At 68.0% G+C, this 20,208-nt stretch carries 18 protein-coding genes; 7 read left to right on the forward strand and 11 right to left on the reverse strand.

The genetic code is table 11. The annotated features are described in order from the left end of the window. Positions 1-12: 12 nt before the first annotated feature. The 4 genes from IAE41_RS00945 to IAE41_RS00960 form a co-directional block, all read right to left on the reverse strand. Positions 13-456, reverse strand: a complete 444-nt coding sequence (locus tag IAE41_RS00945; RefSeq protein WP_200731654.1) for a DoxX family protein — start codon at positions 454-456, stop codon at positions 13-15. Then, positions 456-1,112: a hydrolase gene (locus IAE41_RS00950; protein ID WP_079222173.1), complete on the reverse strand. Its 657-nt coding sequence runs from the start codon at positions 1,110-1,112 to the stop codon at positions 456-458. Before IAE41_RS00950 ends, IAE41_RS00945 begins: the two co-directional genes overlap by 1 nt. A gap of 19 nt (positions 1,113-1,131) precedes the next feature. Then, positions 1,132-1,503 carry an AraC family transcriptional regulator gene (locus IAE41_RS00955; RefSeq protein WP_200731655.1) on the reverse strand — a complete coding sequence of 124 codons (372 nt, stop codon included), beginning with the start codon at positions 1,501-1,503 and terminating at the stop codon, positions 1,132-1,134. 80 nt (positions 1,504-1,583) lie between these two features. Then, positions 1,584-1,925 (reverse strand): hypothetical protein, encoded by a 342-nt coding sequence (locus tag IAE41_RS00960; protein WP_200731656.1) that lies wholly within the window; start codon positions 1,923-1,925, stop codon positions 1,584-1,586. 330 nt (positions 1,926-2,255) lie between these two features. Between IAE41_RS00960 and IAE41_RS22680 the strand changes: the two genes are divergently transcribed. The 4 genes from IAE41_RS22680 (at position 2,256) to IAE41_RS00980 (ending at position 7,041) form a co-directional block, all read left to right on the forward strand. After that, the gene (locus tag IAE41_RS22680; protein WP_200731657.1) at positions 2,256-5,183 is read left to right on the forward strand and encodes a sensor histidine kinase; all 2,928 of its coding nucleotides are present in this window, start codon (positions 2,256-2,258) and stop codon (positions 5,181-5,183) included. Between the two features lies 1 nt (position 5,184). Beyond that, positions 5,185-5,835 (forward strand): response regulator transcription factor, encoded by a 651-nt coding sequence (locus IAE41_RS00970; RefSeq protein ID WP_200731658.1) that lies wholly within the window; start codon positions 5,185-5,187, stop codon positions 5,833-5,835. 103 nt (positions 5,836-5,938) lie between these two features. Then, entirely contained in the window at positions 5,939-6,298 is a 360-nt protein-coding gene (locus IAE41_RS00975; RefSeq protein ID WP_108746715.1) for a hypothetical protein, read from the forward strand. A 128-nt stretch (positions 6,299-6,426) separates the two neighbouring features. After that, a complete protein-coding gene (locus IAE41_RS00980; RefSeq protein WP_200731659.1) occupies positions 6,427-7,041 on the forward strand; it encodes a DUF308 domain-containing protein in 615 nt (204 codons plus the stop codon). On the opposite strand, the gene IAE41_RS00985 is transcribed toward IAE41_RS00980, so the two are convergent. The 6 genes from IAE41_RS00985 to arcA form a co-directional block, all read right to left on the reverse strand. Beyond that, positions 7,020-8,414, reverse strand: coding sequence for a MipA/OmpV family protein (locus IAE41_RS00985; RefSeq protein ID WP_200731660.1), 1,395 nt, complete (start codon positions 8,412-8,414; stop codon positions 7,020-7,022). The genes IAE41_RS00980 and IAE41_RS00985 overlap by 22 nt on opposite strands. Positions 8,415-8,420: 6 nt before the next feature. Next, on the reverse strand, positions 8,421-9,860 hold the full coding sequence (locus IAE41_RS00990; protein WP_200731661.1) for a DcaP family trimeric outer membrane transporter: 1,440 nt from the start codon (positions 9,858-9,860) through the stop codon (positions 8,421-8,423). A gap of 34 nt (positions 9,861-9,894) precedes the next feature. After that, entirely contained in the window at positions 9,895-11,316 is a 1,422-nt protein-coding gene (locus tag IAE41_RS00995) for an efflux transporter outer membrane subunit (protein WP_200731662.1), read from the reverse strand. Continuing rightward, the gene (locus tag IAE41_RS01000; RefSeq protein WP_200731663.1) at positions 11,306-14,446 is read right to left on the reverse strand and encodes a multidrug efflux RND transporter permease subunit; all 3,141 of its coding nucleotides are present in this window, start codon (positions 14,444-14,446) and stop codon (positions 11,306-11,308) included. Before IAE41_RS01000 ends, IAE41_RS00995 begins: the two co-directional genes overlap by 11 nt. Continuing rightward, on the reverse strand, positions 14,443-15,591 hold the full coding sequence (locus IAE41_RS01005; RefSeq protein WP_200731664.1) for an efflux RND transporter periplasmic adaptor subunit: 1,149 nt from the start codon (positions 15,589-15,591) through the stop codon (positions 14,443-14,445). Before IAE41_RS01005 ends, IAE41_RS01000 begins: the two co-directional genes overlap by 4 nt. Before the next feature lie 72 nt (positions 15,592-15,663). Then, complete coding sequence (gene arcA / locus IAE41_RS01010; protein ID WP_200731665.1) at positions 15,664-16,914, reverse strand: arginine deiminase; 1,251 nt, start codon at positions 16,912-16,914, stop codon at positions 15,664-15,666. A 245-nt stretch (positions 16,915-17,159) separates the two neighbouring features. Between arcA and IAE41_RS01015 the strand changes: the two genes are divergently transcribed. Genes IAE41_RS01015 through IAE41_RS01025 form a run of 3 tightly spaced genes read left to right on the forward strand, consistent with a single transcriptional unit; the run spans position 17,160 to position 18,694 of the window. Continuing rightward, a complete protein-coding gene (locus IAE41_RS01015; RefSeq protein ID WP_108746722.1) occupies positions 17,160-17,621 on the forward strand; it encodes a glycine zipper 2TM domain-containing protein in 462 nt (153 codons plus the stop codon). A 24-nt stretch (positions 17,622-17,645) separates the two neighbouring features. Beyond that, positions 17,646-18,161 carry a DUF6491 family protein gene (locus IAE41_RS01020; protein ID WP_079221933.1) on the forward strand — a complete coding sequence of 172 codons (516 nt, stop codon included), beginning with the start codon at positions 17,646-17,648 and terminating at the stop codon, positions 18,159-18,161. After that, the gene (locus IAE41_RS01025; RefSeq protein WP_200731666.1) at positions 18,161-18,694 is read left to right on the forward strand and encodes a YqhA family protein; all 534 of its coding nucleotides are present in this window, start codon (positions 18,161-18,163) and stop codon (positions 18,692-18,694) included. The genes IAE41_RS01020 and IAE41_RS01025 overlap by 1 nt, the downstream gene beginning before the upstream one ends. Before the next feature lie 92 nt (positions 18,695-18,786). Here the strand turns inward: IAE41_RS01025 and IAE41_RS01030 are convergent, their stop codons facing one another. After that, positions 18,787-20,190 (reverse strand): basic amino acid/polyamine antiporter, encoded by a 1,404-nt coding sequence (locus IAE41_RS01030; protein ID WP_200731667.1) that lies wholly within the window; start codon positions 20,188-20,190, stop codon positions 18,787-18,789. Between the last annotated feature and the right edge of the window lie 18 nt (positions 20,191-20,208).

The raw sequence follows: 20,208 nt of genomic DNA on the forward strand, positions 1-20,208 counted from the left end.
TCGGTTCGTCACTCATGATCTGGCATCCAGGTTCGCGGCCCGCAGGCCATCAATGGAGAAACGACCGCCGCCGAGCAGCGCGACCGAGAGCAGTGCCGCCAGCCACATCAGCGGGTATTCCACGCCCGTGCCCATCCAGAACCAGCCGTGCGGCAGCGCGATCCACACCGTGGTGGCGATGAAGCCGGCAGCAACGATCGCGGAGATGCGGGTCCAGGCGCCGAGCAGCACGGTCAGGCCGAACAGGCTCTGCACCACGGCCAGCACCAGGGCGACGGCCGGCGTGGCCGGCAGGCCGAACTGGGCCAGCTCCTGCACGAAGCCGCCCAGGCCCGGGCCGCCGAACCAGCCGAACAGCTTGCCCAGGCCGTGCGGCAGCAGGAAGCCGCCCGCACTGAGCCGCAGAAGGAGCACGGCAGCATCACGTTGAAGGTTCACTTCTGCGGCCTTTTCCATCAGTGGCCGCCTTCCTGCGCGCCGAACATGGTCTTGGCGTACTGGATGCCGATGCCGTAACCGCCGGCGTGATCGCGGGCGATGCCGGTGGTCAGGCCATAGGTCTCGCCGCGTGCCCAGTCGCGCTGCAGTTCCAGCAGGTACTGCACGCTGGTGATCGGGCGCGCGCCGGCCTGCACCATGCGGGTGATGGCACGCTCATGTGCTTCGTCACTGACATCACCGCAGGCATCGGTGATCACGTAGACCTCGAAGCCCTGCTCCAGCGCCGACAAAGTCGGGCCGACGATGCACACGCTGGTCCACAGGCCCGCCAGCACCAGGCGCTGCTTGCCGATGCGGTTGATCTCATCGATCACCGGCTGGTCTTCCCAGGTGTTCATCGAGGTGCGGTCGAACACGGCCTGGCCGGGGAAGATCTGCGGCAGTTCCGGGAACATCGGGCCGGAGAACGACTGCTCGGCAACCGTGGTCAGCACCACCGGCACGTTGAAGCCCTTGGCCCCCTTGCTGATCAGCGACACATTGTTGCGCAGCGCGGAGATGTCGATGGTGTGGGTGGCGAACGCCATCTGCGACTGGAAGTCGATCAGCACCAGGGCGTGGTCGGTCGGGGAAAGCAGGCCCTTGGCAGGCGTGGCGGTAGCGGTGGTCATGTCGATGTCCTTTGGGGGGTCAGGTGCTTCGTGCGGAATAGAGCGTGGGGGTGCAGCCCATTTCTTCGCGGAAACACCGCACGAAATGGCTCTGGTCGAAGAAGCCGAACTGGGCTGCGATCTGGGCGATGGGCTGGCGGCGCCGGCGCAGTGCCAGGCTGGCCTGCTGGACGCGCGTGCGGCGAACGTACCGGGATGGCGTGGTTCCCAGCCCGGTGCGGAACAGGCGCGAAAGGTGGAAGCGGCTCACGCAGGCGGCGGCCGCCACGTCCTCGATGCGCAGTGGCGTGTCCAGGTGGCACGCGATGTAGCGCAGGGCACGATCCAGTGCCGCGCTCTGGCTGTGTGCCTTCGCTGGCCGCGCGGCATCGGAGGGGACGGTGTGGGCCATCGACCGCAGGGATTCGTGGGGGCAGCACAGCTTGCCGGTGCCCTGCCCAACGGCGTAGCCCTGTTGGTTGGCCGCGTTGGTTACTCTTTCGGGTTACGACCCACGCCTACCAGATCGATCACACGGCGGCCGAAGGAGCACGCATCCAGCGAATACGCACCTGGCCCGAGCAGCAGCAAGCCCAGTGGAAGCAGCACCTGTGCGGTCAGTGGTCCGGTCCAGAGCATGACGCCGGTCGCCAGCAGCACCGCGAACAACGTCAGCCATCCGGCCGCGACGAGGGCCGAGACCAGCAGCGATGCCGCGGTGTGCCAAGGGTCATCGCCGATCGACAGGCACAGCGATGCGGCCAGGCACAGGCGCATCCAGAGCAGCCCGATGCCGGGCGCCCTGTCAGGGAACATTACGTAGAGCCGCTGCAAGATCGCTCCCCCTGGGCCATGAAGCGCATTAGTAGCCGATGTAATCGGTTTCCACCTGCCCCGAACGGGGTATGTCGGACCCCTGCGCAGCGCGGGCGACTACTGCCATTTCGTTATGGCTGCGTGGCGTGAACGGCTGCTAAGCTCGGCCCGCTCCCTGCTGGCTGGCCACTGTCCGCGCCCTCGGGGCCATCCCCTACCCCGCAGTATCCCCGCCGTATTTCCCGCATGATTCTCTGCCGCGCCTTTCCCCGCCGCTCGCTCCGCGGGCTCCTGCTGAGCGCGTTGCTGGCGGTGTGTCCGGTTGCCTGGGCCACGCAGAACCCCCCTGTGCACGTCGGTTTCAGTGGCTACAACCACACGGCATGGCGGGCGGGCCAGGGTGCACCCGGTGATATCTGGGATATCCAGCAGGACGAAACCGGCCGGCTGTGGTTGGCCACGGGTTCGGGCCTCTATACCTTCGATGGCCAGCGCTTCGAGCGCCAGGAAAGCGTGGCCGGCGCCGGCGCGCCCTCGCTGAACATGATCACGCTGTTTGCCGATCGCCCCGGCAGCATGTGGATCGGCTACTACCACGCAGGCATCGGCCACCTGGCCGAGGGCCGCACGCTGAAGACCTACCAGCGCGGCGAAGGCGTGCCGCCCGGCGTGGTGTCCAGCTTTGCCTATGACGACCAGGGCGTGCTGTGGGCGGCCGTGGAGCAAGGCCTTCGGCGCTTCAGGAACGGGCGCTGGGAGAAGCTGCCGGCCTCGATGGGCGTGCCCGAACGGCGTGGCCACTGGCTGCTGAAGGATTCGCGCGGCACCTTCTGGGCGCTGGTCGGCCAGCAGGTCTGGTACATCCCCAAGGGCGGCGCGACGTTCATGGCGACCGGCATCGGCGTCGCACAGATGTCCACACTGGCCGAGAGCCCGTCTGGCGAAATCTGGCTGGCCGACCGCGGTCGCGGCACGATGCCGATCGCCGATGCGCACGGCATGCTGCCCGAGGCCGAGCGCGAGGCGCGCCGCCTGCCCGGCATCATCGCCAGCCGCCTGCATTTCACTGCCGATGGTGTCATGTGGGCACCGATGCGCGGCATCGACGGTGTCGGCGGTGCGGCGCGGGTGATCTTCGACGGCAAGACGGCGGTGTCGATGGAAACCTTCAACGTCGCCCAGGGCCTGACTTCCCCGGCGGCGGTACCCGTGTTCGAGGATCGCGAAGGCAACATCTGGATCGGAACCAATCTCGGCCTCAGCCGCTTCCGCGCGCAGAGCGTACGCACGCTCAGCGAGGGGCCAACCGATCCGTACCGCGTGGTCGGGCGCAACACCGCGGGCGAACTGCTCGGTTATGGCGAGGATCCCGTTCCCTACGCCCTGCAGCGGCAGACACTCGGCCTGCCGCGTGCCGGCCTGCAGGCGGCGGCCCTCCGCAACAGCACGCCGTTCTGGCAGTTTGAATGGACCAACCTGGTCATGCGGCGCGGGCGCGAACTGCAGCGCATCCAGTTTGCCGGCTCGGCTGAAGGCCTGCAGCCGCAGGCGCTGTATTTTCCCAATGCCCACGAAGCCTGGGCCTGCGTGCAGGGAACCTTCCTCAGCCATTACGACCATGGCGCGTGGCGCAGCCCGGTGGACCTGCAGCGCAACAGCTGCAGCGCGCTGGCCGCCGATGGCCGGGGCGGCCTGATCGCCGGGTTCGCCGATGGCGCCGTTGCGCTCTACGACGGCAAGCGGCTGCACACGCTGGGAAAGGCCGATGGGCTGGACGTCGGGCCGATCACCTCGATCCTGGCGGCGGGCGACCTGCTGCTGGTTGCCGGTGAGAAGGGCCTGGCCATTCGCCGTGGCGCGAAGGCGTTCGGCGAGGTCAGGACCGATATCGCCGGCGTGCTGGAAGGCATCACCGGCATCGTGGTCGATCGCTCACGGCAGCTCTGGCTCAACGGCGGCCGCGGCCTGGTGCGGCTCGATCTTTCCACCGCCCTTGAGAGCGCGACCCAGGGCATCGTGGTCTCCCCGCGCCTGTTCGATGATGTCGATGGCATGCCGGGCGTCGCACTGCAGAGCGGGCCGCTGCCGACCGCGCAGCTTTCGCCGGATGGCCTGCTGTGGCTGGGCACCAACCAGGGCCTGGCATGGCTGGACACCCTGAAGCCCAACCGCAGCCGCTCCGCACCGGTCACCAGCATCGGCAACATCCACTATGGCGATGAGCAGGAGCCGCTGGCGGACGGTGCGACGATTCCGGCTGGCATCACCCAGCTGCAGATCGATTTCATCGCCCAGTCCCTCGCCCGGCCGGAACGCAATCGCTACCGCTACCGCCTGTCCCGCGTCGATGCCGGCTGGCGCGATGCCGGCAGTGCCACCACCGCGTACTACACCAACCTTGGGCCCGGCACCTACACCTTCGAGGTCATCGCGGCCAGCGAGGATGGCGTCTGGGGCACTGCACCAACCACGGCGAGCTTCACCATCGAGCCGCTGCTGACGCAGACGTTCTGGTTCCGCAGCCTGGTGGCCATTGCCATCATCCTGCTGATTGCAGCGGCCGCACGCATGCGCGCGAGAAACATCACCGCGCTGGTGAAAGCGCGCTACGAGGAGCGCCTGCACGAGCGCGAACGCATCGCGCGCGACCTGCATGACACCCTGCTGCAGGGCAGCCAGGGGCTGTTGCTGCGGCTGCATGCGATCAGCGTGATGCCTGCCCTGCCCCCCGGTGCACAGGAGCGCCTGGAATCGGCCATGCAGGCCGCCGAAGACAGCCTGCGCGAGGGCCGCAACCGCGTCACCGCGCTGCGCCAGGAAGCAGACCACCGCGCCGATCTTGCTGCTGCCCTGTCGGACGTGTTCCGCCAGGACACGCAGCCCGATGATCGCCGGCTGCGCGTGACCGTGGAGGGAGAGCCGACCCGGATCCGTACCGAGGCACTGGAAGAGATCTACCTGATCGGCCGCGAGGCCATCCGCAACGCCATCGAGCACTCGGGCGCCTCGGCCATCGAGGTGGAGATTGCCTACGGCACGACGTTCCGCCTGCATGTGCGTGACGATGGCCAGGGCATGGCGCCGGACCGGGTGCGGGAAGGCCATTGGGGCCTGCAGGGCATGCGCGAACGTGCCTTGCGCCTGGGCGCGGAGCTGAAGATCTGGTCGCGCCCCGGGCTGGGTACCGAGGTTGCGCTGTCCATTTCCACGCACCGATTGAACCATTCCCGGGCGGCCGCGCCGTGGTCGCGCCTGCTGAAACGGCTGAGGAGCTGACATGAACCTTCCGATCCGCATCCTGGTCGTGGACGATCACCCCCTGCTGCGCGAAGGCCTGCTGGCCCTGCTGCAGAGCAGCCCCGACATGGAGCTGGTGGCCGAGGCCGGCGATGGCGTGCAGGCCGTCAGCGCCTACTTCGAACATCGCCCGGACGTGGTGCTGATGGACCTGCAGATGCCGCGCATGGATGGCATCGAGGCGATTGCACGGATACGTGCCACCGCGCCGGAAGCGCGCATCATCGTGCTGACCACCTACAGCGGTGATGCGAAGGCGGTGAAGGCACTGCACGCCGGTGCAAGCGCCTACCTGCTGAAGGACATGCTGCGCCACGACCTGCTGTCGACCATCCGCCTGGTGTATTCCGGCAGGCGCGTGCCGTTGCCGGCCGAGGTGGCCACCAACATCGCTGCACATGTCACCCACGACGCGCTGTCGCCCCGGGAGATCGAAATCCTGGTGCTGGTTGCCGCCGGCTGTTCCAACAAGCGCATTGGCGACCAGCTGGGCATTTCCGAGCAGACGGTGAAGGCACACATGAAGAATTCGATGGGCAAGCTGGGCGCACGCGATCGGACGCATGCCGTGACGTTGTCACTGCAGCGCGGGATCCTCAGCCTGGGCGAGGACGGCCTGGACCCGCACTGACGTGCCTGGGTAGATTTACTGACGCCGCAGGCGCATGCCTCCACGCCGCATTCATGGCTGCCGCGCAAGGCTGCTGCAGGTCATCCCGACCCGGTGTGCCGCCATGTTGCCTGCCACTGTTCGACGCTTTGCCATCCTGTTGTTCGAGCGCGGCGTGCTGCAGCAGGTCTTCGAGAACGCGCGCAATCTCGCCGTGGCCTCGCTCATCACCGCGGCGGGCCTGGAGGTCGTGCGCTCCAGCCCTGGCGAGCTCGATCTGGCCAATCCCACCATCGTTGGCTATTTCGTGACCGCGATCGGTGCGGGCCTGTTGCTGCTCAATCTCTCGGACGGATTGTGGCGGCTGGGCAAGCTGAAATCGCACCTGACGCTGCAGCTCCTGCTCTGCGCGGCGTACGTGTTCATCACCCTGCGTGTTGCCCAGCTTGTGTTGAGCCTGAAGGCGACCAGCGGGCTGCTCTAGCACCGCCCGGCGTGAAGGGATCGGGCCGGTTCCTGCGTACTTTTCCTGAGCGCGCATGCCGGCCGTTGGCGGCATAGTAGCCGGGTACGGCTGGCACTGGATCCGGCTCTCATCCTGGGGATGCGCTCATGACTGTGCTCTCTCGCCTCGGCAACGATCCCACTTCCATCGGCGTGGCCATGCAGGCCCGGTGGCGGCTCATGCTGGTGCTCGGCGCCGTGCTGGTGGTGCTGGGCATCCTTGGGCTGTACGCATCCTCGCTGGTGGCGCATGCCATGACCCTGCTGGTGGCGGCATTGCTGGTCATCGCCGGTGCGTTGCAGCTGTCGCAGGCGTTCCTGCTGCGCGGCATGCTCAGCTTCGCCATCACCATCGCACTGGGTGCCGCGCAGGTGATTGCCGGCGTGGCGATCTACACCCATCCCGAGTGGGCGGCCTACGCGATCGCGCTGACGGTCACGGTGGTACTGGCGGTGCAGGCACTTGCGCTGATCGGGCTGGCGCTGCGCTTTGAAGCAGGCGGCAAGCGCTGGGTGCCGCTGGTATCCGGCCTGGCGGCACTGGTGGCGGCCTTCCTCTCGGTGGCCGGGGTGGCGTGGGCCGGGCGCGCATCGGCGTCGTGGGGCGTAGGCCTCGCGCTGCTGTCGATGGGCCTGGCCTATATCGGCATTGCCCTGCTGCTGCGCCGTGACCGTGCGCGTGGGCGCGGCGGCCCGGAGGGTCAGAACGCGCCTTCCAGGTAGGCATAGATGTAGTTGGACCCGCCATCGACGGTGCCCAGCATGCGCGCCGAACCGAAGATGCCCGAGCGGTGCGAGATACCCACGCCGAAGTAGAGATCGTGCAGGCGCGGGTTGCCAATGATGTCGCCTACGCTGACATCGAGGCTGGGATCCAGGTAGTTGAGCAGTTTGGAGGTATTGCGCTCGCGGCGCGCCTGCGATTGCACTTCGGTGTGCGGCACGCGCTCGGCATACGACAGGCCGAAGCCGAACCCGATGCGGGTATTCACCCGGTGCGACCATGGAAAGCCGTAATAGAAGGCTTTCATGTAGGCATCGATCTGCCAGGCATCGGGCTGGATGCCGCGCTCTTCGTGGCGCAGGATGCCGACATACCCCACCAGGTCCAGCGACCAGCCGTTGAGGCGCGAGACGAAGGGCCGTCCGATGTGCACGCCCCAGATGTCGGTGGGGTCGTCGGAATTGAGGCGGGTGCAGCTGAGGGTCATGATCTTGACCATGTGGCAGCCCTCGGCCGAGTCGCGCCCGTAGAACACTTTCACCCAGGTCGGCGTCTGCGGCTTGTTCCAGGCGACGTTGCCGTTGCCGAAGTCGTAGGCCGCGCCGAGCATGGCGCCCCATTGCAGGTCATCGCGCGCGAGCGGGCTGTTGCCGATGGCGCTGGCATGCCGGGTCAGATAGGCGCCACCGAGCACGCTCCAGTTCTGCAGCACGCGCCGGCGACCGTAGAGGCCGGCGGTGACATCCAGCCCGGAGCCTGCGGCGTACGCTGGCCGCAGTTCGTCGGCCTCATCCTGTTCCACGCCGAAGTAGTAGTCGTTCAGCCTGGCGCTGCGCCACTGCAGGCTCAGCATCGGTTGCAGGGCCCAGCGTTCGCCGCGCCATGTGTAGCCGTAGGACGAGCGCACTTCGCTGCCCTTGGAGGTGCGCGAAACATCCTGGCGGACGGTCAGGTCCAGCAGGTGTGCATCGCGCTTCCAGTAGACGCGCACGCCCAGGTCAGCCTCGCTGTTGCGGGTGCGCAGGCCCTCCAGGATCAGCGGCGTCTCATCCTCCGGATAGCCCTCCAGGCGACGCTCGACGAACAGCTCGATGCCCTGGTCCTCGCGCTGGGTCAGCTTGATGCCGGCCGTGTTGGAGCGCAGGAAGAAACGATCGCCCTCGTACAGATACAACGGCAACAGGTCGACACGGTCGTCAGCGCCCTTGTAGGGTGATGCTTCGATCCGCATCAGCCCACCCAGTCCCGCGCTCTGCGGCTCCTCGAGGAGCGAGCCGAGGGTCGCGTTCTGGGCCGCTGCCAGCGGCGAAGCGCATATCGCCGCAGCCAGCAGGCCAGGGCGCAGAAAGCACGGACGGAGCACCGGATTCATGGTCGGTCACCGGATGAAGTCGTACTTCAGCGCGGTCTGCACGCGGAACACATCGCCGCTGGCACCATCCTGCTGCTCCAGCTTTCCATACAGCACTTCGGCACCCCAGCTCCAGCTCGGGGCCGGTTGCCAGATCAGGTTGACGGCCGCGTAGTCGCTGCGCCGGAAGATGCTCGGTGCAAGCAGGGGGTCGCGCTCCAGGCGCAGCTGGCTGTAGGTCACGGTCGAACGCAAGCGACCGGACCACAGGTGCGTATAGCCGACCCAGCCACCGTACTGCTGCAGGGTCTGCAGGTCACCGCGTGCATCGACCACGCCATCCAGGTCCAGGCCGCCCAGATCACCCAGGTAGGAGGCAATGCCCTCGCCGCCCACGGCGCCAAACACGAAGTAGTCGCCGCTGTCGATATTCCACGAGCCACTCAGGGCCAGGCCGCCGGCATAGGCGCCATCCCTGCCCTCGCCACTGTCGCGGGCCGAATCGTAGGCGAGGTAGCGCATCACCCCGGACAGCTGCAGGTGGCCCCAGTCGGCCTCATGCCTTGCAGCGGCGACGAGGCTGGGCGCGGCATTGCGTGATTGCTGGGTCGCGCCGGGCAGCTGCAGTTCGGGCGAGCGGTGCTCGGCCGCCACCAGCAACTGGTTGCCCTTGCCCAGCGGGAAGTACTGCCGGATGCTGGCCACGCGCGCCGATGGCGAGGCGCCCGGGCCGGCGAAATCAATCAGGTCCGGGCCCGAATCGAGGTCCATGAAGGCCGACCAGCCGAAGCCCGCATAGGTATTGCCGAGCTGGCCCCAGGCGTGGCGCAGGCGGTAGCCGTAACTTCCACCGGAACCGAAGAAATCGTTCTGCAGCAGCATGCGCAGCTGGCCGCGGTCGGTATCGCGGCGCGCCTCGAAGGTGAAGCGGGTCTGCCGCGCATGCATGTTGAAGCGACTGCTGTCGCGGCCGCCATCGACGGGAATGTCCGAGGTGATGAACTGGTCGCTGTCGCCGGCATCGCCGTTGTCCCACATCGCATCCAGCTTGGCGTAGCCCCCCAGGCGGATCCACGTCGCCGTGCCGGGCACCTGGAAGAAGCCGTCCAGGTCCGAGCCCGCCGGCACTTCGTTGTCGGCACGGGCCGAGGCCTGATCGTCCTCGTCGAACGATTCCCGCGCAGGCAACGGGGAGATGATCAGCTTCAGTGCCGTCGGCATCGTCAGCGCGGGCGCAGCGGAAGTGCCGGCCGCCTGGGCGGTGGCGCCAGCCAGTGCAGGCGTTGCCGCGCCCGGTGGCGTGGCGGCCTGGCTGGCTTCCAGCGCCTGGATGCGTGCGGTAAGAACCTCGACGGTTTCGCGCAGCTGTTTCAGCTCCGCGTCCTGGCCGGCATCGCGGCTCTGGGCCAGTGCATAGGCGGGTGTCAGCGAAGAAGCAAGGCAGATGGCGCGAAGAAGCACGTGCATGGCAGCAGCCTCCGGGGGATGGAAGGTCGATCGGTCAGCGTGGCGCGTCGGTGGGGCTGGCCTGGCCGCCACCGAGGGCGGCGTACAGGTTCACCGCGTCCTGCAGGGCATTGGCCCGCAGCTGCAGCAGGTTCTGTTCGGCACTGAAGTGGTTGCGCTCGGCATCAAGCACCTCCAGGTACGGCGTCAGGCCGACGCCATAGCGGTCCTGCGCGGTGGCCACCAGCGCGGCCTGCACGGCCACGGCCTGCACCTGGGCGGCAATCTGCACATCGTTCTGCTCGGTGGCCTGAAGGCCACCCGCCACTTCACGGAATGCGTTCTGCACCGTGGACTGGTAGCTCAGTTCGCGTTCTTTTCGTGCTGCGTGCGCGGCGTCGACACGCGCACGGCGTGCGCCCCAATCAAACAGGGGCAGCAGTGCACCCGCGCCGAAGGACCAGACCCGATTGCTGTCGGACACCAGGCCGGACAGCTCATTGGAGGCATAGCCGCCTGCGCCGGTCAGGGCAATCGTGGGGAAGTACAGCGCACGGGCCGCGCCGATATTGGCATTGGCCGCACGCAGCTGCTGTTCGGCCATGCGGATGTCCGGCCGCGCCTCCAGCAGTGCCGAGGGCGTTCCCGCGGCCAGCCGGGCCAGCTGGGCGTCGGGTTGCAATGGCAGGCCCTCGGGCAGCGGCGATGGCAGCGGCGCACCCACCAGGAACTGCAGCAGCTGTTCGGCCAGCGCACGACTGCGGCGCAACTGTGCCAACTGCAGTTCAGCCTGCAGCACCAGGGCCTGCGACTGGTTGAAATCGATGGATGAGGTCAGTCCCGCGTCCATCCGCAGCTGGGCCAGTTCCAGCGTCTGCCGGCGGCTGTCCAGCGAGCGTTCGGCCAGGTCGATGCCCTGCTCGCTTGCCCGCAGCGCGTAGTAGCTGGCTGCAACGTTTGCCACCAGGCTCAGTTCGCCGATGTTGCGCGCTTCCACCGTGGCCAGGTACTGGCGCCGGGCAGCCTCACTGAGGTTGGCGACACGGCCCCAGAAATCCAGTTCGAAGCTGGGCACGGCCACCTGCACCGCGTAGCTGTCCACGGTTACCCGCGGCGCGTCGTCCGCCGCACTGAGCGGGGTACGCACGCGCTGGGCCGAGCCCCGCGCATCCAGTGATGGCAGGCGTTGGCTGTTCTGGATGCGGTACTGCGCGCGGGCTTGTTCGATGCGGGCCGCGGCCGCGCCCAGGTCGCGGTTCTGCTGCAGCGCCTGGCCGATCAGCCCGACCAGCACGGGATCCTTGAAGTACGCCTGCCACGGGGGCGGAGCCACGGCCGTGGCGGTCGCGTCGGCCTGCGGATAGTGCTCCGGCACGCTGCCGTCAGGGCGCAGGTAGGCCGGGGCGAGGTTGCAGCCGCCCAGCAGCACCGCGAGTGTCGCGCTGGCTGCCAGCACGAAGAGACGGTCAGGCCGCATCGTCGGCTCCCTGCTCCTGCCCCCGCCGGCGCTGCCCGCGCCAACGGCGCAGCAGGTAGTAGAACAACGGGGTGAAGAAGATGCCGAGCACGGTGGCGCTGAGCATGCTGCCCAGCACGCCGGTGCCCACGGCCTGGCGGCTGGCCGCACCGGCGCCGCTGGCGATCACCAGCGGCACCATGCCGACGATGAAGGTCAGGCTGGTCATCAGGATCGGCCGCAGGCGCTGGTGCGCGGCCTGCAGGATCGCCTCGCGCACGGGAACCCCGCGCGCCTCCTCGTCCAGGCCAAACTGCACGATCAGGATCGCGTTCTTGGCAGCCAGGCCGATGATCGTCACCAGGCCCACGGTGAAGTACACATCGGCGGACATGCCGCGCAGGGCGGTGAACAGCACCGCGCCGAGAATGCCCAGCGGCACCACCAGCAGCACGATCACCGGGGTCAGCCAGCTTTCGTACAACGCGGCCAGCAGCAGGAAGGCGACCACGAAAGCCAGGCCGAGCAGCAGGCCCACCTGCCCGGCTGCCTCGCGCTCCTCGCGCGCCGTCCCGGTCCATTCAAAGCGCATGCCCGAGGGCAGCACCTCGGCAGCGATACGTTCCATTTCCTCAAGGGCAGCACCACTGGAAACGCCGGCCGCGCCTTCGCCGGAGACCGTTGCCGAAAGGAAGCCGTTGTACCGTTCCACCTGCTGCTCGCCGGTGGTCCAGCGGGTGCGCGCGAATGCCGAGAGCGGTACCGACTGCCCGCCACTGCCGACCACGCGCAGATCGCTCACATCCTCGGCACGCATGCGCTGCTCAGCATCGGCCTGCACGAACACCCGCAGCACGTTTCCCTGGCGCACGAAATCATTCACGTAGGCCGAGCCGAACAGGATGCCCAGCGCCTGGTTGGCCTGCGACAGCGGCACGCCCAGCGAACGCGCCTGCGTACGGTCGATGTCCACGAACAGCTGGGGCGCGCGCGGCATGCCTTCCGGGCGCACCCCGGTCAGTCTGGGGCTGGCGGCGGCGCGGGCGGTGATGCCCATCGCCGCCGCCGCAAGCGCCTGTGCACCGGCGCCGCCACGGTCCTCGATCTTCATGGTGAAGCCGGAGGCGTTGCCCAGCGCCTGGATGGCCGGCGGATTGATCGCAAACACCTGTGCCTGCGGAATGCGCGAGAACGCCATGTTCATGCGGTTGGCCAGCGTCATCGCGCTGTGTGCCGCGCCACGCCGCTCCGCCCACGGGTGCAGATCGACGAAGGACATGCCCACCGACTGCCCCTGGCCAAAGAAGCTGAAGCCCACCACGGTCACCACGTTGCGCACCTCCGGCTGCTGGTGCAGGATCGCCTCGGCCTGCGCTGCTGCCGCGCGGGTGCGCTCCATCGTCGAGCCCGGCGCCGCGTTGTAGGCTACGAACAGGTAGCCCTGGTCTTCGGTGGGCAGGAAGCCGCTGGGCAGGCGCACGTACATCGCCGCCGTCAGCAGTACCACGCCCAGGAAGATGCCGATCCACAGCCAGGGCCGCACCAGCATGCGGCCCACCCAGTCGGTATAGGTCCGGCTGCTGCGCTCCAGGCCGCTGTTGACCGCCGTGTACAGGCGGCGCAGCGGGCCGCCACGGCCCTTTGTTTCATCCCTGGGGCGCAGCACCGCCGCGCAGATGGCCGGGGCCAGGGTGAGCGAGAGGATGGTCGACACCACCAGCGAAATGCTCAGCGTCACCGCGAACTGCCGGTAGATGCCGCCTGCCGATCCGGGAAAGAAGCCCATCGGAATGAACACCGCCAGCAGCACCAGCGTGGTGGCGATGATCGCGCCGGTCAGCTGGCCCATTGCCTTGACGGTCGCCTCATGCGGCGGCAGATCTTCCTCGCGCATGATGCGCTCGACGTTCTCCACGATCACGATCGCGTCGTCGTTGAGGATGCCGATGGCCACCACCATGGCGAACAGGGACAGCAGGTTGATGGAGACGCCGAAGGCCAGCAGCCCCATGCAGGCACCCAGCAGCGAGACCGGCACCACGATGGTGGGCAGGAACACCGCGCGCCAGCTCTGCAGGAACAGCAGCACGACCACTGACACCAGCACCAGCGCCTGCACCATGGTTGTGGTCACCCCACGCACCGATTCGGTGATGAACGGCGTGGTGTCGAACGGGGTCACCCAGGACATGCCACCGGGGAAACTGGCCTGCAGGTCGTTCATGCGCGCACGCACGGCGTTGGCGGTGGCCAGCGCGTTGGCACCGCTGGCCAGCGAGACCGCCAGGCCGGCCGTTTCGCGGCCATTGAGGCTGAGTGAGAAGGCATAGTTGTCGCGTCCCAGCTCGACCCTGGCGACATCGGACAGGCGCACCGTGGCAGCGCCGGGCGTGGCCCGCAGGATGATCTGGCGGAACTGCTCGGGCGTGCTGAAGCGCCCACGCAGCACGATCTGTGCTGTGGTTTCGGTGCCTGGCGCGATGGGCTGCAGGCCCAGGCCACCGCCGGCGGTCTGCGCGTTCTGTTCGCGGATGGCGGCGATCACTTCGCCCGGGGCCAGCCCATAGCTCAGCAGCTTCTCGCGGTCCAGCCAGATGCGCATGGCGTAGCTGGAGCCAAACAGGGAGACATCACCGACGCCAGGCACCCGCCGCAGTTCGTCGGCCACGTTGTTGGCGGCAAAGTCACCCAGCTCCAGCGCCGAAAAGCGGTTCTGGTCCGAGGTGAGCGCGACCAGCATCAGGAAGCCGCTGTTGGCCTGGGTCACCCGCACGCCCATCTGCCGCACTTCATCGGGCAGGCGGGGCTCGACCCGCGCCAGCCGGTCCTGGATCTGCGACCGGGCGATATCCAGGTCGGTGCCACTGCGAAAGGTGACGCGGATCTGCGCGGTGCCGTTGGCACGGCTGGTCGAACTCATGAACAGGAAGTCATCGACCCCGCTCAGCTCGTTCTCGATCACCGAAGTGACCGTGCGGTCGAGCGTCTGTGCATCGGCACCCACGAACGTGGCCGAAATGCTCAGCGACGGGGGAGCTACGTCCGGATACTGCTCCACCGCCAGCTGCTGGAAGGCAATGCCACCAAACAGGATCGCGAACAGGGCGATCACCCATGCCAGCACCGGCCGGTAGACGAAGACGCTGTTCACGGCGCCTTGCCTTTGCCCGGCGGCGCCGTGTTGATGGCCACCGGCTGGCCGGGTTGCACCTTGTGCCAGCCGTCCACGACCACGCGGTCACCTGCTGCCAGCCCGGCACTGACGATCCAGCGGCCACCGGCCTGGCCGGCCAGCGTGACCGGCCGACGTTGCGCAATGCCCTCCGCCGTCACCACCATCACCGAGGATTCGTCCTCGCCGATCTGCACGGCGCGCTCGGGCACGCTCATGCCATTGCGCAGGGTGCCGACCGCCAGTTGGCCGCGCACGAACTGGCCGGGCAGCAGCCGGCCCTCCGGGTTCTTCAGCCGGGCCCGCAGCACCCGGCTGCCGGTGGAGGGATCGATGGCGGCTTCGCTGAAGTCCAGCGTGCCGACCATGGGCGGGCGGGCATCGCCCTCCAGCAGCAGGGTGACGTCCACCCGCTGGTCTGGCCCGAGCACCACCCTGCCCTCGCTGACATCGCGCTCCATCGCGTCCATCGCCACGTGCGAGGGATTGAAGATCACGAACGCGGGGTCGAGCTGGTCGATGCGGGTGAGCAGCGTTGCCGTGGCGGCGCTGGCCAACGCGCCCTCACTGACCTGGGCGCGCCCGGCGCGGCCGGCAATCGGCGCGCGCACCAGTGCATGGTCGAGCTGCAGCCTGGCCCGCGCAACGGCGGCCTGCGCCTCCTGCAGCGCGGCATCGGCCTGGCGGAAGCCGGCCTGCGCGGACTCGAACTCCTGCACGCTCACGGCCTTGCGCTGCACCAGCTGGGCCAGCCGGGCGCGCAGTGCGGAGGTCTGTGCGCGTGCGGCCTGGGCCGAGGCCAGCGAGGCGTTGGCCTGCTGCAGCCGCGCGCGCAGATCGCGGGGGTCGATCTGGAACAGGGGCGCGTTCGCGGCAACCGTGGTGCCATCCACGTACAGCTGCTGCTCGATGATGCCGTCGGCGCGTGCGCGCACCTCGACCGAGCGCCCTGCCTCGACCCGGCCCGGCAGCTCCACCAGGTTCGGTACCACCTGCGCCTGCACGACTTCCACATCCACCAGCGTCGGCGGCCGCGCGCCACCGGGGGCGTTGGCGCTGCGGTCGCACGCAGCCAGCAGCGGCGCGGTCAGCACCAGCCAGGCCACACATCGCAGGGTAGGCATCATCGTGACCTCCGCACCGTGGCGCGCCGGGCTGCCCGGCCGCGCAGGAAAGCCAGGCTGGGCCCGGCCGGCCTAGAACTGCACCGGGTCGCGGATCAGCGGGCAGGTCATGCAGTGCCCACCACCGCGGCCACGGCCGAGCTCGGCGCCGACGATGCTGATCACCTCGATGCCTTCCTTGCGCAGGCCCGTATTGGTGGCGGTGCTGCGGTCGTAGGCCACCACCACGCCGGGCGAGACCGCCACCAGGTTGTTGCCGCTGTCCCACTGCGAGCGTTCGGCGGCGTAGCGGTCGCCGCCGGACTCGACGATCCGCAGCTTCTGGAAGCCCAGCGCCTCGGCCACCACGTCATTGAAGTGGCGCTTCTCGAACACGATCTCGAAGCCGGGTTCCTTGTCGCTGGGGTACAGCGAAACCGGATGGATCTGGTCGACGATGCCGGGGAACACGGTCACCACGTCGCGGTCGGCGAAGGTGAACACCGTATCCAGGTGCATGGCCGAGCGCAGCTTGGGCATCACCGCCACGATGATCCGGGTGGCCGCGCCGTTGCGGAACAGCGACTGTGCCAGCTGGGTGAGGGCAGTGCGCGAGGTTCGCTCGCTCATGCCGATCAGGACGATGCCGTTGCCGGCGATGAGTACGTCGCCGCCTTCCAGGGTGGCATTGCCATGGTCGACGGTGGGGTCGCCGAACCAGATGGGGAAGTCGGCCTTGGCGAAGTCCGGATGGAACCGGTAGATCGCCGTGGTCAGGATGGTTTCCTCGTGGCGTGCCGGCCAGTACAGCGGATTGAGGGTCACGCCCTGGTAGATCCAGCAGGTGGTATCCCGGGTGTACAGGGTGTTGGGCAACGGGGGCAGCAGGTAGCCCACCAGCTCAGGCATGGCGCGCATGGTCTGCAGGGTCGGGCCGGCGAAGTCCTCGGGCAGGTCGAGCACGCTCAGGCCGCCGATCAGCGTCTCGGCCAGGCGCCGTGGCGGCAGCTCCTGCAGGTAGGCGCGCACCTCGGCCATGAACTCCAGGCCCACCTCGTTGGCATTGATCTGGTGGTCGAGGATCCAGTTGCGTGCCTCGTCGATCTCCAGGGTCTCAGCCAGCAGGTTGTGCATCTCGACCACGTCCACGCCGCGGTCGCGCATCTTGGACATGAAATCGAAATGGTCGCGCTTGGCGTTGTCCACCCAGATCACGTCATCGAACAACAGGTCGTCCTTGTTGCGCGGCGTCAGCCGCATGTGTGCCAGGCCCGGTGAACACACCATCACCTTCCTGAGAACACCCACTTCAGAGTGGACGCCATACACCGGTGCGCTGGACATGGAAGACTCCGCATCAACGAAAGGGGTGATCGCATCCTAGTCGCCGGAATGCGGGAAATGGCTTGTTTTACGTAGAAAACAGTAGAAATACCTACCCCGCTGGCGGCGCGCTCGTGCGCGTATTTCAGTATCGTTGGCCCTGAGGTAGCGCTGCGCCAATCGCACGCAGCGAGGAAGGTTCCCTGCATGCCAGGGATGCTCGGCTGGCAATCGATAGTTCCCTCACTCCCTGCTGGAGAAGCATCATGAGCTTGCGAAACGTGAGCGCCGCATCGGCGCTGCTGGCGTCGTCCCTGCTGCTTGGCGCCTGTGCCACCCACACCACCCCCAGCACGTTCAACCGGTCCGAGGTAGGCCGCGCGCAGACCGTCGAATGGGGCACGATCCAGTCCATTCGTGACGTGCAGATCCAGAACGACTCACGCGGCGTGGCGACCGTCACCGGCGCTGCCGTCGGCGGCATTGCCGGCAGTACCATCGGTGGTGGCCGGCGCGCGAATGCCGTCGGTGCGATCGTCGGTGCCGCTGCGGGCGGTGCGGCCGGCAATGCGCTGGCGCGCGGTGCACGCAATGGCGTGGAGATCACCGTACAGCTGGAAAACGGCCGCACCGTTGCCGTCGCGCAGGATGGCAATGCCGCCGACTACCGGGTCGGTGATCGCGTCCGCGTCTCCAGCGATGGCGTGACCACCCGCGTCAGCCGATAAGCCCGCCTGAAAGGAGAGGTCGCCATGCGTACTGTCCTGTTGTCCGCCCTTGCGTTGGCGCTGGCATCCAGCTGCAGCACCACCCCCACGATGACCACCAACGAGCGCATCGCGCTCTACTTCGAGCACGCGGGCGACCCGGTGCCCTCCTTCCGGCTCACCCGCTTCGTGCGCCAGACCCAGTGGACGCCGCTCGGTGACCGCGCGCTTGCGGTGTGGACCACACAGAGCCGCGGCTACCTGCTGCAGCTGCGCGGGCGCTGTACGGGCCTGTCGTTTGCCCACACCGTGCAGATGACCAACTCGTTCGGCATCGTCAGCGCCCGCTGGGACAGCGTCATCCCACGCACGGCCAGCATGCCCATGGCGCAGCAGTGCCGCATCATGCGCATCCGCCCGCTGGATGCCACCGGCCTGCGTGACGCGCGGCGCGAGATGCGCAGTACCACCCGCAGTGATCGCGCGACCGATGTGAGCCAGGACAACGGGCCGGACGTCAGTGATCGGCCGGCGGACTACATCGGCGAGCCGGCCAGCTGATGTCCCGCCTGCGCACCCTGCTGGCCCGCGGCGTATCGCGCAGCCTGTTCGATGCGCGTTGGATCATGGCGCCGTTCTACTTCGGACTGGTGGTGGCCCTGGTGCTGCTGCTGGTGGTGTTCCTGCGAGAGCTGGCGGAGGGCCTGCTGGCCCTGCCCCAGCTCTCGCCGGTTGACGCGGTGATGCTCACCCTCAGCCTGATCGACCTGTCACTGGTGGCAAACCTGCTGCTGATCGTCACCCTGGCCGGCTACGAGAACTTCGTCGCGCGCATCGATTCGGGCGAGGAGCGGCGCCCGTCGTGGATGGGCACGGTCGATTTCGCGGCGATGAAGATGAAGCTGATGGGCTCGATCATCGCCATTTCGGCCATTGCCCTGCTGCGTACCTTCATGAAGCTGGAAGAAGGCAAGCACGTCGAGCCGGAACTGCTGCGGATGATGGCGGTCATCCATGGCCTGCTGCTGGTGTCTGCCCTGGTGCTGGCCATCACCGAGCGCCTGGCGCGTACTTCGAAGGCCCCTCCCCCCTAGGGTCTGCTTTGGTGTGGCAATCGATCAGGCCGTCCGGCCCGGACCTCCCCTCCCCGCGTGCCGGACGGCTCCCTTTTTCAGGGAACGTGCCTTCACAGCCGCAGGTGCCCGCTTGCCAGCGCGGCCAGGCCGATCAGCGCCATCACCGTGAGCAGGGCCAGGGTCAACCGTTCGCCGCGCTGCAGCCTTGCGCCGCGGCCACGCTGCCAGGCCCAGTACATCAGCGAGCCCGGCACGTACAGCAGGCTGGACAGCAGCAGGTAGCGGGTGCCACCGGCCAGCAGCATCGCCGCGGCGTACAGCGTGGCCAGCGCCGCCACCCAGCGCATGGAGGCACCCTCGCCGCCCAGCGACAGCTTCAACTGGTAGGCGCCCACCAGCAGGTAAGGCACCAGGGTCATGGCGCTGGTCATCATCAGGGCCAGGGTGAAGGCGTACTCGGCGAACCAGCTGACCAGCAGGAACAGCTGGATCACGCCATTGGTCAGCCACAGGGCGGCGGAGGGCACGCCGCGTGCATTCTCGCCCGCCAGCTGCCCCGGCATCGCATCGTGGCTGGCGGCCGAATGCAGCACCTCGGCCGCCAGCAGCGACCACGACAGGTAGTTGCCCAGCACCGACACCAGCAGCCCTACGCTGATGAACAGCACGCCCCAGCGCCCGACCATGGCTTCCATCACGCCGGCAACGGACGGGGTGCGCAGCGCCGCCAGTTCGGCACGCGGCAGAATGCCGTAGGACAGCAGCGTGACCATCACCAGCAGGCTCAGCACGCCCAGGAACCCAGCGACCGTGGCAATGCCCACGTCCTCGCGGCGGCGCGCATGGCGCGAGTAGACACTTGCCCCTTCAATGCCAACGAACACGAATACGGTCACCAGCAGCGTGCCGCGCACCTGCTGCCACAGCGGCTCGGGAGCACCGTCACTGCCGCCGGCCAGGTTGGCGATGAAGACATCGGGCTGGAAGTGCAGCAGCAGGAAGAAGACGAACACCCCCAGCGGCACCAGCTTGGCCACGGTGGCGACGGTATTGATCAGCGCCGCTTCCTTGATGCCGCGCAGGATGAGGAAGTGGAAGCCCCACAGCAGCAGCGATGCGGACGCAATCGCCAGCACGGTGGTGCCATCCCCAAACGCCGGAAAGAAGTGCCCGAGGGTGGCCTTGATGAGGATGAGGCAGGCCACGTCGGCCAGGCAGCAGCCCAGCCAGTAGCCCACCGCCGAGAGAAAGCCGGCATAGGGCCCGAAGCCGGCCCGCGCATAGGCGTAGATGCCCGAATCCAGCTCCGGCTTCAGCCGCGACAGCGATTGGAACACCAGCGCGAGCATCAGCATGCCGCTGCCGGCGATGGCCCAGGCGATCATCGCCCCCTGGCCGCCGGTGCGCAGCGCAAAGGCCGCAGGCAGCGCGAACATGCCTGAGCCGATCATCGAGCCGACCACCAGGGCGGTCAGCTCCAGCCGGGAAAGCTGCCGGGTCTGCGCCGGGTTCATCGTGCACCCCTCTCCGGC

This window comes from Stenotrophomonas sp. S39, assembly GCF_016624665.1.
GTDB lineage: Bacteria > Pseudomonadota > Gammaproteobacteria > Xanthomonadales > Xanthomonadaceae > Stenotrophomonas.

Bases quoted from the DNA above. Each gene is read 5' to 3' on its own strand.
- IAE41_RS00945 (WP_200731654.1), bottom strand. From the start codon at position 456: ATGGAAAAGGCCGCAGAAGTGAACCTTCAACGTGATGCTGCCGTGCTC.
- IAE41_RS00950 (WP_079222173.1), bottom strand. From the start codon at position 1,112: ATGACCACCGCTACCGCCACGCCTGCCAAGGGCCTGCTTTCCCCGACC.
- IAE41_RS00955 (WP_200731655.1), bottom strand. From the start codon at position 1,503: ATGGCCCACACCGTCCCCTCCGATGCCGCGCGGCCAGCGAAGGCACAC.
- IAE41_RS00970 (WP_200731658.1), top strand. From the start codon at position 5,185: ATGAACCTTCCGATCCGCATCCTGGTCGTGGACGATCACCCCCTGCTG.
- IAE41_RS00975 (WP_108746715.1), top strand. From the start codon at position 5,939: ATGTTGCCTGCCACTGTTCGACGCTTTGCCATCCTGTTGTTCGAGCGC.
- IAE41_RS00980 (WP_200731659.1), top strand. From the start codon at position 6,427: ATGACTGTGCTCTCTCGCCTCGGCAACGATCCCACTTCCATCGGCGTG.
- IAE41_RS00985 (WP_200731660.1), bottom strand. From the start codon at position 8,414: ATGAATCCGGTGCTCCGTCCGTGCTTTCTGCGCCCTGGCCTGCTGGCT.
- IAE41_RS00990 (WP_200731661.1), bottom strand. From the start codon at position 9,860: ATGCACGTGCTTCTTCGCGCCATCTGCCTTGCTTCTTCGCTGACACCC.
- IAE41_RS00995 (WP_200731662.1), bottom strand. From the start codon at position 11,316: ATGCGGCCTGACCGTCTCTTCGTGCTGGCAGCCAGCGCGACACTCGCG.
- IAE41_RS01005 (WP_200731664.1), bottom strand. From the start codon at position 15,591: ATGCCTACCCTGCGATGTGTGGCCTGGCTGGTGCTGACCGCGCCGCTG.
- arcA (WP_200731665.1), bottom strand. From the start codon at position 16,914: ATGTCCAGCGCACCGGTGTATGGCGTCCACTCTGAAGTGGGTGTTCTC.
- IAE41_RS01015 (WP_108746722.1), top strand. From the start codon at position 17,160: ATGAGCTTGCGAAACGTGAGCGCCGCATCGGCGCTGCTGGCGTCGTCC.
- IAE41_RS01020 (WP_079221933.1), top strand. From the start codon at position 17,646: ATGCGTACTGTCCTGTTGTCCGCCCTTGCGTTGGCGCTGGCATCCAGC.
- IAE41_RS01025 (WP_200731666.1), top strand. From the start codon at position 18,161: ATGTCCCGCCTGCGCACCCTGCTGGCCCGCGGCGTATCGCGCAGCCTG.
- IAE41_RS01030 (WP_200731667.1), bottom strand. From the start codon at position 20,190: ATGAACCCGGCGCAGACCCGGCAGCTTTCCCGGCTGGAGCTGACCGCC.